We start from the raw sequence: 13,897 nt of genomic DNA on the forward strand, positions 1-13,897 counted from the left end.
GGGAAGTGGCAAAACAGATTTTCAAAAGAAACCACCCCTCTCAATCTCCCCTCAAGGGGAGACGCGGGTCAATGGCTCTTTCAAAACGAGATTCACTCTTCTTCCACTTCCGCCAATGCCTCAAAGATCAAGTCGTTTTCGAAACCTTTCGACTGCACATAACGAAGCACTTTGGCTTTTTTCTTCCAGGGATCTTTTTCCGAAGCCAGGTCTTTTTGCTTTTTGGCGATTTCGTGTTTCAGGATAGTGAAGTATTCATCCGGATCGATGGTCTTGAAAGCAAGCTGGACAATCTTTTCGGGAATCTGCTTCAGACGCAGTCCCTGCCTGATTTTGATGCGTCCCCAATGTTTTATACGGAGTTTTCCTGAAACGTAAGATTCGGCAAAGCGTCCTTCGTCGAGGAATTTGTTTTCAATCAGGTAAGCCATCAGCTGATCCACCTGATCCGGACTTTGTCCCCAGGAAAACAACTTGTTTTTTACTTCGAAATGCGAGCGATCCTGGTAAGCACAATATGCTTCGATCTTGTGTTTAGCTTCCAGAAAAGAAAAATTGCTCCCCATATCAGAGAGCAATTTCGTTATTATCTTTATCCAGGAAATTGTATTCCAACAGATGGTAGGCTGTCACTCCACGGACATCTATCCATTTTTTGTATTTAAAGAACCACTTCCATTGTTTGGAAATCAATCCTTTTTTGAAATAAGCTTCCAGGTAGGGGTGAACCTGCAAAGAAAGTTTCTTTTCCTTCTTATCAGTAAGCAGGAAATTCAGGTTTGTTTCGATTTCTTCCGCAAACAGGATCGATGCCTGTACTTCTCCTGTCCCGTTACAAGTCGGACAGGTTTCAGAAGTATTGATATCTGTTTCAGGGCGTACGCGCTGACGGGTAATTTCAACAACTCCGAATTTGGACGGCGGAAGGATATTGTGTTTCGCCCGGTCGGAGCGCATAAATTCCTTCAGCTTTTCGAACAACTCTTTGTTGTTTTCCTTATCGTGCATATCAATGAAATCGATACAAACGATTCCTCCCATATCACGCAACTGCAACAAACGCGCAATTTCTTCCGCAGCTTCGATATTCGTAGCCAGTGCGTTAGACTCTTGTCCATCTGCACCTTTGCGGTTTCCACTGTTCACGTCGATCACGTGCATGGCTTCCGTATGCTCAATGATCAGATATCCTCCGGAAGGAAGCGGCACTTTCTTCCCGAACATCGTCTTGATTTGCTTATTTATGCCGAAACGCTCAAAAATATTGAGTTTTCCGTCATACAGTTTCAGAATTTTTTCTCTTCCCGGAGCAATTCCGCTGATGTACTCTTTCAATTCGGACATCAGTCTTTCGTCACTCACATGGATATTTGAAAAGTCTGCATTCAACAGATCGCGCAAAATGGAGGAAGTCTTATCGATTTCTCCCAAAACGCGGCGGGGTGGCGTTGCCTGCTTCAGATTCGTATGCATGGTCTTCCACTTCTCCATCAGGTTTCTCAAATCCTGATCGATCGCTTCCACTTTCTTGTTCTCAGCAACCGTACGGATAATCACTCCGAAGTTCTTCGGTTTGATATCATCCATCAGGCTTCGTAAACGATCCCGTTCTTCCTGACTTTTAATTTTCTGGGAGATCGAAACCTTTTCCGAGAACGGCACCAGGACCAAATAACGGCCTGCCAGTGTCAATTCCGCACTTAAGCGTGGACCTTTGCTTGAAATCGGTTCTTTGGCAACCTGAACCAATATCGGTGATGTAGTTGATACTATCTCAGTAATCTTTCCGTCTTTCGGAATGTCTTTCTCTGATTTAAAATACAATAAATCAGCGACATTCTGCTTCCCTTGCAGGGTGTCTTTGGTGAATTTATTCAACGATTGAAATTGCGGGCCCAGATCCAGATAGTGCAAAAATGCGTCCTTCTCGTAACCTACATCCACAAACGCAGCATTCAGACTGGGAACTACTTTACGCACTTTTCCAAGGTAAATATCACCTACGGCAAAGTCAGTACTTCCCTGTTCCTGGTGCAGTTCAATCAATTTCCCATCGCGCAAGAGAGCAAGCCATACACCACCTTCACGGGCGTCTACAACTAGTTCTAAACTCACGAACGTATAATTAGAAAGTAACTAAAACAGAAAAACTTAGTAAGTAAAAGCACTTACTAAGCTCTTCCAATTATCTGTAAGAAGTTCTTATTTCTTCTTTTTATGACGATTTTTTCTTAGTCTTTTCTTACGCTTGTGCGTCGCCATTTTATGTCTTTTTCTTTTTTTACCGCTTGGCATAGCAATATTATTTTATGGTTATTAATTCAATTATTTCAATCTCAATAGCTTTAAAAAAAGCACTCCTGCGTGAAACAGGAGTGCAAAGATATTAAAATAAGTTTTCCTACAAAGTAGTTGTTGTAAAAAAGATGGAATTATTTCACAATCACTTTATTCTTCACCTCCTCAACAAATGTTTTTGCCGGTTTGAATGAAGGAATATTGTGAGCTGGGATAATAATCGTTGTGTTTTTTGAAATATTGCGCCCCGTCTTCTCTGCTCTTTCTTTCACAATGAAGCTACCAAAACCTCTTAAATACACGTTCTGACCTTTAGTCAAAGAAGTCTTAATAGAAGTCATAAATGCTTCAACAGCTTTCTGAGCTTCATTTCTTTCCAATCCTGTTTCCTCTGCAATCTCAGCAACGATATCTGCCTTTGTCATCTTATTATAAATTAAAGTTTTTTCAACAATGTGATTTCCAGGTGCAAAAGTAGTCAGCAAAAGCGTTTATTTTTGCTTTATTTTTAAAAATGTTCAATTTTTTCCCTAAATGGCTGATTTTGTTCTACTAATAAGCGATTGGTACAGACTAAATGCACGTGAACTCCCTTGGAGAAACACCAAAAACCCCTATTTTATCTGGTTGTCGGAGGTGATTTTGCAACAAACGAGAGTCGATCAGGGACTAAATTATTACCTGAAATTTATCGAAAATTACCCCGTTTTGAATGACCTTGCGAATGCGGATGAGGCATCTGTTTTGAAACTTTGGCAAGGTTTGGGTTATTACTCCCGGGCGAGAAACCTGCACAAAACTGCGCAGCAGGTTCGGGATGAATACGGAGGCGAATTTCCGCAAACCTATCCTGAAATTATCCAGCTGAAAGGAATCGGGCCATATACTGCGGCTGCCATTTCTTCTTTCGCGTTTGATCTGCCTCATGCAGTAGTGGATGGAAACGTATACCGCGTTTTGAGCAGGTACTATGGAATGGATGAAGCGATTGATTCAGGCCCCGGCAAAAAATTGTTCCAGGAACTGGCAGATTCACTCATTCCCGCATCCGATCCGGCACTATTCAACCAGGCGATTATGGAATTCGGGGCTATGCAGTGCGTTCCCAACAACCCGGATTGCGCAAGCTGCGTTCTTTCAACAAGCTGCGCGAGTGCTTTTAATCTGGAATTAATCAGGAAAAGACCCTATAAGAAAGGAAAGACCAAAGTACGGAAGCGGTATTTTCATTATTTACACCTCGAAAAAGATCAGCAGATTGCCCTGGATCAACGCACGGGAAAAGATGTATGGGAAAAACTCTACGAATTTCCATTGATCGAAAGTGAAAGCGAATCGGTTCCGGAAGCTTTTAAAGATTCAGCCGATTTATGTTATCAAACAAAGCATATTCTGAGCCATCAGCACATTTATGCTTATTTCTATAAGAGTACAGATGCTGAAATTGAAGGCTTCGATTTTAAATTCATCGACAAGAAGGATTTACCGGATTATCCGATTCATCGTTTAATGGAGAAATATTTAGAACACTAATTACGGATTGAGGCGAGAACGCCGGAGTCGGGACTATGAGGAGCCCAGAGTCAAGAGTCAAGACAAAGTCCGGAGATTTTAACATTGAATGGATCTTGTGTCTTTAAATCCTGACTCTTTATGTCTTGGCTCTCGAACCCAACAGGAAAAAATTAATTCATTCGTAATTCCTAAATCGAAATTCTTAACTTTATATCTACAAAGATTCGAAATTATGTCAGGAAGTGTAAACAAGGTTATTTTAATCGGAAATTTAGGAAGAGACCCGGAGGTGAGACGTTTGGAAAACGGTGCAGTTGTTGCCAGTTTCCCGATTGCAACTTCGGAAACCTATACGGATAGAACAACCGGTGAGCGCAGAGACAATACCGATTGGCATAATATCGTGGTTTGGAGAGGATTAGCTGAAGTGGTTGAAAAATATGTGCGGAAAGGTCAGAAAATCTACGTGGAAGGAAAATTGAAAACACGTTCCTGGACGGATCAAAGCGGAGCAACGCGCTATACAACGGAAGTTGTTGCTGATGAATTGACGATTCTGACTCCCCGAAATGAACCGGGAGGCCCCATGAACACCAATACACCTCCTTATCCGACGGAGGAACCTCAAAACCCCAGTCCGATGAACCTGGACATGGATCCCAATGACGATTTACCGTTTTAGCCATGGATAGTATACCCGAGTTAAGTTCAGATGTGATTCCCGCCAGTATGCATGCCGGCTTTCATTTTTCTGACAACATTGTTTCTTTAATCACTATTCTCTTTCTCATTGCCTGTTCCGCATTGGTATCGGCATCGGAAGTAGCATTTTTTGCCCTGGGGCCATCCGAAAAGAAAAACCTCGAGGACGAACAATCCCGTACTTCCAAAGCTATTTTAAAGCTCATTTCCAAACCGAAAGACCTGCTTGCAACTATTCTGATCACGAACAACTTCTTCAACGTCTGCATCATCATTCTCTCAACAGGTGTTCTCGACCAGCTTTTCCCACAATCAGATCAACCGAATACGCTTCGTTTTTTAATTGAAGTAGTCGGAATTACAACATTTATTCTCCTGTTCGGTGAAGTTGCGCCGAAACTCTACGCTTCCCGGAATGTGATCTCCACTGCGCGTTTCATGTCGGGGATTCTTGCGTTTATCAATATTTTACCTCCGTTTTCCTGGCTGCGTTGGCTGCTGGTAAACGGTACCAACCTCATCAACCGCCGGGCGAAAAAACGCGGAATCAATCTTTCTGCAGACGACCTGGAGCATGCCCTGGCTCTTACCAAAGAAGATTCGGATAACGATGACGAACACCGCATCCTGGAAGGAATTATCAAATTCGGGAACACCGACGTGCGTCAAATCATGAAATCGAGGCTGGATATTGTAACCATTTCCAGTGAATCTACTTTTCAGGAAGTACTGGATGTGATTCTGGATGCCGGTTATTCGCGGATTCCGGTGCATGAAACGTCGTTCGACAATGTGATCGGTATTTTGTATATCAAGGATTTACTACCGTTCATCAATACGGAATCGTTTGACTGGAAAACATTGTTGCGGAAAGCCTATTTCATTCCTGAAAACAAGAAAATAGACGACCTGCTGAAGGAATTCCAGGATATGAAAATGCACATGGCGATCGTAGTCGACGAATACGGTGGTGCAAACGGACTGGTGACTCTGGAAGATGTTTTGGAAGAAATTGTAGGGGATATCACGGACGAATTTGACGATGATGATCTCATTTACACAAAAATTGACGATGGAACCTACCTGTTTGAAGGAAGAACCGCCCTGGTTGATTTCTACAAAGTCCTGGAGATCGACGGAAAGGATTTCGAGCAAATCAAGGGAGAATCCGACACGATCGGCGGATTTATTATTGAGCAGGCAGGCCGTATTTTGCGAAATAACGAATACATTCGCTGTGGAAACATCAAACTGGTCGTCGAGAGTTCCGACAAACGGCGCATAAAAATGATTAAAACAATTCAGGAAAATGACGAGGATAATTAGTGCAGCAGTGGTTTTAAGCTTTCTTTTTACAGGATGCGGCGGTGATGAAATATTGATCCCGAAACCTCCGACGTATCTCCGCACGGATTTTCCGAAGCATACGTATCAGAAAATTGATGATGCAACGACCTATTCGTTTGAGCTTTCGAAAGCGTATATTGCCAAACCGCTGACTTATAAAGGCGAATTGACGAATCACAAGGAAATTAACCTCGGGCCGCTGAACGGAGTACTTTATCTGAATTATTACCCGATTCCAAACCGGGATACGCTGATCCGGTACATCAACCTGTCGAACGACAAAGTAGACGAACACCAGATCAAAGCGACCAAAATTTACGACCAGAAGTTCATTTTCCCGGAGAAGAAAGTTTACGGAACCTTTTTCGAATTTGAAGGCGATGTAGCGACCAATTTCCAGTTCTACCTGACAGATTCCACTTCTCATTTCCTGCGTGGCGAAGTATTAATGAACTGCAGACCGAATTATGATTCATTGCGTCCTTCATTGAATTACCTGAAAGTGGATTTGATTCATTTGATTGAAACGGTGAGGTGGAAATAATTACGAATTACGAATTACGAATTCCTAACATCAAACTATTTCGTTTTTAAGCCTGATGTCTTGTCGAGTTTTCGATACATTCCTGACGATTCACTTCGTTTCTGTCAGGAACACTCAAACTGACAAGGCGGAAGTATCGAGACAAGACATCTGATAATACTCATCGTTTTCCAATAGACTTCAGCACGAGATATTCCAAAACAAAAAAGCGGGGAAAACTCCCCGCTCTGAACCGAAGTTCTATTGATTTATGACTCCAAAAACGGACTACCCGAAGATTGCACTCCATACAATAGAGGCAGCAGAATAAACTCCGGCACCAACCAATCCTCCGGCAACTGCACCTGCAGGTCCTCCACCAAGTCCTCCACCGGTTGCACCTCTGATCGCGCCCTTAAGATCCGCTTTTCCAGCCTTGACTAGCATCTGCTTGTTTTTATCTGTCATTTGTTTTTCATGAACAACTCCAACACTATTCGTATAATTATTTTCATAATAGGAAACCCATTCTTCTACATTCTCTTTCCAATAGGTAAAAGAATTGATCGCAATTTTAATCGCAAATTTCAGCGTCACCCGTTCTGTTCCGGCAACCGAATTACAATTTGCATAAAGATCATTCAGATTTACAACAAAATCATCGTGATTTTCAACCTCATAATGATCAGCCAAATTGCAAAGTTGATCGTAAATTACCAGTCCTTCAGCACTAAATGATGAACGAAATTCGGCAAGATCCGTATCAGGGTTGGAAGATTGAATACAATCATAGTACTCATTATCTACGACAACTGAATGTTCTCCAAAATAAGTAATAGCTGTATTTCTGAAATGTTCATCGTATTCATTACTTGGAAACGGCAATGCCTGACTGCTTAACGACGTAAAATAATAATTCAGATAATCGTTATGAAGTGCCGCAAAAGCATCGATAACAGCATCTTCATTTGCCGGAGTGATTGCAACCGGTAAAGTCCCCGAAGTAGGCGCACACGAAAAAGTTTTCGTTGCTGATTTTGAATCTTTGATTTCTGATTGAAGGGAATCTTCGTTTTTAAATTTACTGCACGCCGCAAAAGACGTAACTAATATTACAGCAATTGCCGTAAAAGAAATGGTTCTTCTTTTCATGTGAATAGTGTTTGATATAAAATACCTGAATTATTAATGAAGTTCAGGCTTGCTCCATCCGCATCGGTTCACTTCTATTTAAAAGCTAAAACTTCCACCTCGATCATTTGCACGAAAGTCTTCAGTTATTTTCTTCTCAAACGGACTATCAAACATTTACAAGCATGTTTAAATATTCAGTGACTGTAGCTGTTTAAACTTAGCCATTTTTTCATTGGAAAAAGTGCTGTTCCTCCGACCTGCGCTATAAAATGAAAGAGTCTCTGGTAAGTTTATGATCAACCGATAAACAGATCGCGCATAACAATTTGACACTTTATCACTTAGCTCAATCGTCCACCGCATCAAGTGTTTATAGTTTTTTCTCACTTATTTTACAGAATGATTAAGATTCGTTATTTTTATGGCAAACTAGTTACTCATGAAAAAAACTCTCCTCATTTTCTCCCTCCTCCTTTCGTGCTGGGGATTTTCCCAGGATTATTCGAGAGCCAAAGTCATGGCGGATTCAAGAGGTCTCCAAACGCTGGCAGAACTCGGAATCGCTATTGATCACGGAACAGTCAAACGCGAAACGTTCTTCATCTCCGACTTTTCGGCAGAAGAAATTCAACGCATGCGTGATGCCGGTTTCCAGGTGGACATTCTCATTGCAGATGTCAAAGCCTATTATGTCAATCAAAACAGCGGCGCAGCAGGCAAAGGTCAGACCGTGCCGGAAAAGAACCTCAATTGTTCACAAACCAGTGGCACTTCCGGCTTTACTCCGGTTGTACCCAGCAACTTCAACCTCGGTTCCATGGGAGGATTTTACACCTACCAGGAATTTATCGATGAAATTGATGCGATGGCAGCTCAGTACCCGAACCTCATCACAGCAAAAAGTCCGATCGGGAGTTTTACCAGTATTGAGGGCCGGCCTATTTACTGGGTACGTTTAAGTGACAACCCGAATACGGATGAAGCAGAACCGGAAGTACTTTACACAGCCGTACATCATGCCCGTGAACCGAACTCCTTGTCGGAAGTGATCTTTTACATGTGGTATTTGCTGGAAAACTACGGTTCCAGCGACGAGATCAAATTCCTGGTTGACAATACCGAAATGTATTTCGTACCGATGATCAACCCCGATGGATATATCTACAACGAAACAACTGATCCGAATGGTGGTGGTTTGTGGCGTAAAAACCGCAGACACAACAGCGGCGGAAGCTACGGTGTGGATTTGAATCGAAATTACTCATATGGCTGGGGAACAACCGGTACCACATCGACTCAAAGTAATGAAACATACTGCGGAACTGCCGCTTTTTCCGAGCCGGAAACACAGGCCATGAAATGGTTCTGCGAAAACCGCGATTTCCAGTATGCATTCAACTCCCACACCTACGCAAACGACATTCTCCACCCGATCGGTACAACTGTAGCGGAATACGCTGTGGATCACAATTATTTCCAGGCTTTCACGCACCACATGGTTCAGTATAACGGATACGCAAATTTGAAATCGTCTGCGCTTTATCCGGCATCCGGTGATTCGGACGATTACATGTACAAGGTTGATACGGTAGTTAAACCAAAAATCTTCGCCATGACTCCGGAAGTGAGTAATACCAGCGGCGGTTTCTGGCCGGCAAGCAACGAAATTACCGGGATCTGCCAGGACATGGTGTTCCCGAACTTGGTTTTATCGCATTTAACACACCGCTACCTGGAAGTCAAAGACCTTGATCCGGGAATGATTGCCGCAACGACCGGAAACTTCAACCACAGTGCATATCGTTTGGGATTGGAAAACGGCCCTGTAGCTGTAAGCATTACGCCGATCACCGGAATTCAATCCGTTGGATCAGGTGTTACACACAACCTGGCGATCATGGGGACGGAAAACAGTGGAATTTCTTATGTGCTGAACCCAGGCATTCAGTTCGGAGATGTAATCAAATACGTTCTGAATACAGAATATCCGGGCTGGACGAAACACGATACGATTGTGAAAACATTCGGAAGTGTGACTTCCCAATTTGTAGACGAAGCAAACAGCGCCGTGAACTGGACAGGAGGCTGGGCAACAACCACTTCAACCTATGTTTCACCAAGCAGTTCTTTCACAGATTCCCCAAGCGGAGATTACGCAAATAACACAACAAAAACGTACCAGTTCAACAACACGATCGATCTGACGCATGTAACCGCAGCCATGATCAAGTTCTATGCGAAATGGGACATCGAAGCGGATTACGATTACTGTCAGTTCCAGGTTTCCACAGATCAGGGCGCAACATGGATCGGGCAATGCGGAAATTATACCGTGCCGGGTAACAGCGCAAACGGATCGGTTCAACCCAACGGACAGCCGGTCTACGAAGGAACAGAATCCAACTGGGTGTTGGAAGAAATCAACCTGAGTGATTACATCGGCGACAGCATTTTGGTTCGTTTCATCCTGAAATCCGACGGCGGCACACGCGCTGACGGTTTCTACTTTGATGATTTCGAAGTGTTGTATAACATTGATTATACCGGTTTGACTGAGAACGAGAAAACGTTGTTCCACCTGGTTCCGAATCCGGCGAGTTCGCATGTGAACATTGTTTTTGATCAGCATATCCAGGGAGGACAAATTGAGATCGTAAACCTGAACGGTGACGTGGTTGCCACTCAAAAGGCAGAAGGTTCTAAAGTAGAAGTGAGAACTGATGCTTTGTCTTCAGGCGTTTACTACGTGCGCTACAATGGTGGTGCTGAATTGAAATCTCCTGTAAAACTGGTGGTGATTCATTAAGTTGTCGCGACTCGATACTTTCCTGATCCGCATTTCATTCCGATCAGAAAAAGACGACATGACAAGAACAGATCAAAATAAAAAAGCAGCTTTTCATCCGGAAAAGCTGCTTTATCACATTCTGCGATGAATGATTTTTATTGATCAATCCACTTGTCATCTTTCATTTCGCCCAGAATCACTACGTCTTTGGTACGTGAATAATCCTCAGCTGCAAGAAGCATTTGCTCTCTAGTATCTCTTCTGATTCGTATACCTTGTGATCCTGAATTTCTTACTTCAATGTAAAAACCATCTCGCAATCTTGCTGGTTTTGTTGGAGGTCTACCCATTTGTTTGCATTTTTCTACGCCTAATATAATAATACATTAAACGTATCGATTAAAATTATATTTTTTTAGGAATCTAACAAATCTGATTCCATTGGTTGTTTATATCGTATTCCCTGCTTTTTATACCTGTTTGACTGTACAATTCCGACAATGGAAAAGGCCGTTATCACAGGTGAAAACAACAAAAATCCGATACCTGCTTCATCAAAGCTCAAGTGTGACGGAGAGCTCAGCATTGCCAAATCCCAGAGTAAAAACACTGCAGATAATGACAGGCCTATAATTGATAAAACTTTATTTGTAACTCGTTTGACCCGAATCAATCCAAGCAAAAAAGTCATCAGAAAAAATGAAAAGAAAAATAAGCTGATTTCTGTAGCCTGAATAGTCAGATCTTCCGCAGGACTGTTTGATACGCCCGCATATTCCCCATATGTTTTCAAATCATAGAGTCTTGCCATAAAGACAAGTTCAATATAATAAAAAACGACACCTATAAATAGTAAGCTAAAAAACAGACTTGAAATGTACAGTGCCTTATTCAATCTTCAAATTTGGCGCGAATATATGACAATATTTTGAAATTCCGAAAAAGCGGTTGATTATCACTGAAATAAGTGGTTTCGGAACCAAAAAACAGAACCCGGAATTTATAATTTTACAAATTTATAATCCCGATAGTTATCAGGATGTGTGAAAAGTCTGCTCTCACTGGGTTTCAGACCTGCCTCCATTCATTCACATCCCCTCAATCACTCCTCCTTTACTTTGTAAAAAGTACCGTTCTCATTCATCTCCATCGAAATGAGATCCCAACAGATAAACAAGGGAAGCAACCGGTCAATATGTGATTTTTCCAATCCCGAAAGCCTGTAAATTTTACTCAGGGTAATCAACGGATTTTGAGCAATAATTCCCAGCAGATTGGTTTCTTCCTCCCCGATTTTCTCCGGTCGTTTCTGGTCAAAACGCTCGATTTTCCACACATTCAGCAAAATTTTGTTGGCCAAAAGCGTATGGTCTTTTCTGCGGACATATGCTTTCCATTTTCCTTCTTCATCGGGAGCCATAACCGGGCGGTTGACATTTTTTTCAATTGTTATTTCCAGCACCAGCTTCATGTCCTCCTGCCAGATTTGCGACTTGAATTCCAGTTTTGGTTTGCAGTACATATCTGCAGCAGCTTCAATCATGTGGATTTCTTCCGTAGGATCAACACCGGTAATTTTGCCGTTATCCTTTACACCGATCAGCAGTCTTCCGCCGTCGGTATTAGCAAAAGCAGCTAAAGTACGGGCAATTTTCTTGGAATCGTCAATCCGGAATTTGAAATCCTGTTGTTGATGTTCCCCTTCTCTGATCAATGATTTGAGCGAATGCATAAAGCAAATTTACGAAGAAAAAGCAACTCATGAGATCCTTGATCATGTGAAAATTCGGTAGGTTTACACTCACAAATTCCGATATTCCCATATCGCCATATTGCGAACCACTACCCGGGTATCTATCTTCCGTTTAAGACCCGATCAGATTCACCGTTTTTGACTCAGCTTACTTATTCCAAATCTCCCAGGCTTTATTGGCCTGTTCTTTCAACATGGAAAGTCCGTTCAAAATAGTCGCACCGTGAACTTTGGATTCTCTCAAAAACCGGGTCTCTTCCGGGTTGTAAATCAAATCGATACACAAATGACTTTCAGTCAGGTGTTCAAAGGGAAAGGGCACACTGGAATCAATATCCGGAAACGTTCCTACGGGAGTACAGTTCACTACCACTTTACAGGCTCTGAGCATGTGTTCATTGATTGCTTCGTAGGAAAATTCTTTCGTTCCCTGCGGGTTTCGTGAAATCCAGATTACATCCAACCCGATCTTTTTCAAGACGTACGCAACTGCTTTGGAAGCCCCACCCGTACCCAAAATGAGCGCACGTTCGTGCTCATTCGTGAGGAAGGGTTTGATCATCTGGTGGAATCCAAAAGCATCTGTATTGTGTCCCGTTTTCTGACCGTTTTGAAAAGAAATGCAGTTCACCGCTCCAATCTCAGCAGCTTCTTCCGAAAGTGCATCGAGGAAAGGAATTACGGCTTCTTTATAGGGAATTGTTACCGACAATCCTTTTAGGTCTGGATTACTAAAAACCTGCTCAATAGCAGCTATTTCGGGTAATTCAAAATTCTTAAAGACATTATTTAACCCTTCACGGGCAAACTTTTCCTCAAAGTAGCTTTTGGAGAACGAATGTCCCAGCGTTTGACCGATTAATCCGAATTCAGGCATTCTTTTTCGCTAATTTGGATCTCAGGATACTGATCAACATCGGCAAAACAGAGATGAAAACGATGAGTAATACCACTTTTTCATTGTTTTCTCTGATCCACGGAATGTTTCCAAGAAAATATCCGGCAATCGTCATACTCGTAATCCAAAGTACACCACCCATAATATCAAAAATCAGGAATTTGCGGTAGTTCATCTTTCCAACTCCTGCCGCAAACGGCGTGAATGTTCTCACGATCGGGACGAAACGCGCCATGATGATGGCAAATACCCCGCGTTTTTCAAAAAATGCTTCAGTTTGCTCCAGGTATTTCGGTTTCACCAGTTGTTTTCCCCGGATTTTCCAGTTAAAGACACTCAATCCTACTCTTCTGCCTACCCAGTAATTGACATTGTCACCCAGGATTGCCGCAACAGAAAGCAAAGCCAGCAAGTAAAACAGGTTTAACTGACCGGAAGCTGCAAAAATTCCCGCTGTGAAAAGCAAGGAGTCTCCCGGAAGAAATGGCATTACGATCAACCCGGTTTCGATGAAGATTACCAGGAAAAGGACCACATAAACTGCAGTTCCATAAGTTTCCACAATCCATTCGAAGTCCAGATGGATCAGGTGTTTGAATAGTTCTATCATACCTGTTGATTAATACATTTCATAATGAGGTTCAAAGGTCTCGTACCAGCCGGTGATTCCTCCTTCCAGGATCGCAATATGCTGAAAAGCGTATCTGCACTCCAATAAGTTTGCTACGGATTCTGCTCTACGGCCTGTTTTGCACAAAATAATATACTGTTTCGATTTATCCAACGTTTCAGCCAGTTCCGGAACGCGGTGCATCGGAATTCGGGTTCCGCCTATGGAGCAGATTTCCACTTCCCACGGCTCACGAATATCAATCAGTTCTGCCTCATTATTTTGAATCAGTTGCTTACAAGCTTCTGAGGTAATGCGATTCATGTTTG

Annotated in this window: 15 protein-coding genes; 5 read left to right on the forward strand and 10 right to left on the reverse strand. The window is 42.5% G+C overall.

Annotated features, from left to right (window positions below; all coding sequences use genetic code 11):
• Positions 1 to 92: 92 nt before the first annotated feature.
• From ABDV94_RS05810 to ABDV94_RS05820, 3 genes are all read right to left on the reverse strand, one after another.
• Positions 93 to 566 carry a regulatory protein RecX gene (locus ABDV94_RS05810; protein ID WP_343605578.1) on the reverse strand — a complete coding sequence of 158 codons (474 nt, stop codon included), beginning with the start codon at positions 564 to 566 and terminating at the stop codon, positions 93 to 95.
• Position 567: 1 nt separating this feature from the next.
• The gene (locus ABDV94_RS05815; protein WP_343605580.1) at positions 568 to 2,115 is read right to left on the reverse strand and encodes an Rne/Rng family ribonuclease; all 1,548 of its coding nucleotides are present in this window, start codon (positions 2,113 to 2,115) and stop codon (positions 568 to 570) included.
• A 317-nt stretch (positions 2,116 to 2,432) separates the two neighbouring features.
• Complete coding sequence (locus ABDV94_RS05820) at positions 2,433 to 2,723, reverse strand: HU family DNA-binding protein (protein WP_124745023.1); 291 nt, start codon at positions 2,721 to 2,723, stop codon at positions 2,433 to 2,435.
• Positions 2,724 to 2,832: 109 nt separating this feature from the next.
• Between ABDV94_RS05820 and mutY the strand changes: the two genes are divergently transcribed.
• The 4 genes from mutY to ABDV94_RS05840 all read left to right on the forward strand — a co-directional run bounded on the left by mutY (position 2,833) and on the right by ABDV94_RS05840 (position 6,406).
• A complete protein-coding gene (gene mutY, locus ABDV94_RS05825) occupies positions 2,833 to 3,831 on the forward strand; it encodes an A/G-specific adenine glycosylase (protein WP_343605582.1) in 999 nt (332 codons plus the stop codon).
• Positions 3,832 to 4,045: 214 nt separating this feature from the next.
• On the forward strand, positions 4,046 to 4,495 hold the full coding sequence (gene ssb / locus ABDV94_RS05830; RefSeq protein WP_343605584.1) for a single-stranded DNA-binding protein: 450 nt from the start codon (positions 4,046 to 4,048) through the stop codon (positions 4,493 to 4,495).
• Positions 4,496 to 4,497: 2 nt separating this feature from the next.
• On the forward strand, positions 4,498 to 5,841 hold the full coding sequence (gene gldE, locus ABDV94_RS05835; RefSeq protein ID WP_343605586.1) for a gliding motility-associated protein GldE: 1,344 nt from the start codon (positions 4,498 to 4,500) through the stop codon (positions 5,839 to 5,841).
• Positions 5,825 to 6,406, forward strand: a complete 582-nt coding sequence (locus ABDV94_RS05840; protein ID WP_343605588.1) for a hypothetical protein — start codon at positions 5,825 to 5,827, stop codon at positions 6,404 to 6,406. The genes gldE and ABDV94_RS05840 overlap by 17 nt, the downstream gene beginning before the upstream one ends.
• Before the next feature lie 267 nt (positions 6,407 to 6,673).
• On the opposite strand, the gene ABDV94_RS05845 is transcribed toward ABDV94_RS05840, so the two are convergent.
• Positions 6,674 to 7,537 carry a hypothetical protein gene (locus ABDV94_RS05845; protein WP_343605590.1) on the reverse strand — a complete coding sequence of 288 codons (864 nt, stop codon included), beginning with the start codon at positions 7,535 to 7,537 and terminating at the stop codon, positions 6,674 to 6,676.
• A gap of 421 nt (positions 7,538 to 7,958) precedes the next feature.
• Here ABDV94_RS05845 and ABDV94_RS05850 point away from each other — a divergent pair, with 421 nt between their 5' ends.
• Positions 7,959 to 10,325 (forward strand): M14 family zinc carboxypeptidase, encoded by a 2,367-nt coding sequence (locus ABDV94_RS05850; RefSeq protein WP_343605592.1) that lies wholly within the window; start codon positions 7,959 to 7,961, stop codon positions 10,323 to 10,325.
• A gap of 137 nt (positions 10,326 to 10,462) precedes the next feature.
• Here ABDV94_RS05850 and ABDV94_RS05855 read toward each other — a convergent pair whose 3' ends face one another.
• From ABDV94_RS05855 to ABDV94_RS05880, 6 genes are all read right to left on the reverse strand, one after another.
• Positions 10,463 to 10,657 carry a hypothetical protein gene (locus tag ABDV94_RS05855; protein WP_124745017.1) on the reverse strand — a complete coding sequence of 65 codons (195 nt, stop codon included), beginning with the start codon at positions 10,655 to 10,657 and terminating at the stop codon, positions 10,463 to 10,465.
• A gap of 65 nt (positions 10,658 to 10,722) precedes the next feature.
• Positions 10,723 to 11,118: a hypothetical protein gene (locus tag ABDV94_RS05860; protein ID WP_343605594.1), complete on the reverse strand. Its 396-nt coding sequence runs from the start codon at positions 11,116 to 11,118 to the stop codon at positions 10,723 to 10,725.
• 291 nt (positions 11,119 to 11,409) lie between these two features.
• Positions 11,410 to 12,039: an ATP-binding protein gene (locus tag ABDV94_RS05865; protein ID WP_343605595.1), complete on the reverse strand. Its 630-nt coding sequence runs from the start codon at positions 12,037 to 12,039 to the stop codon at positions 11,410 to 11,412.
• A gap of 169 nt (positions 12,040 to 12,208) precedes the next feature.
• Positions 12,209 to 12,937, reverse strand: a complete 729-nt coding sequence (locus ABDV94_RS05870) for a shikimate dehydrogenase (RefSeq protein WP_343605596.1) — start codon at positions 12,935 to 12,937, stop codon at positions 12,209 to 12,211.
• Complete coding sequence (locus ABDV94_RS05875; RefSeq protein ID WP_343605597.1) at positions 12,930 to 13,568, reverse strand: VTT domain-containing protein; 639 nt, start codon at positions 13,566 to 13,568, stop codon at positions 12,930 to 12,932. Before ABDV94_RS05875 ends, ABDV94_RS05870 begins: the two co-directional genes overlap by 8 nt.
• Positions 13,569 to 13,577: 9 nt before the next feature.
• On the reverse strand, positions 13,578 to 13,892 hold the full coding sequence (locus tag ABDV94_RS05880; RefSeq protein WP_343605599.1) for a rhodanese-like domain-containing protein: 315 nt from the start codon (positions 13,890 to 13,892) through the stop codon (positions 13,578 to 13,580).
• Positions 13,893 to 13,897 lie beyond the last annotated feature (5 nt).

It is taken from the genome of Fluviicola sp. (genome assembly GCF_039596355.1).
GTDB lineage: Bacteria > Bacteroidota > Bacteroidia > Flavobacteriales_D > Crocinitomicaceae > Fluviicola.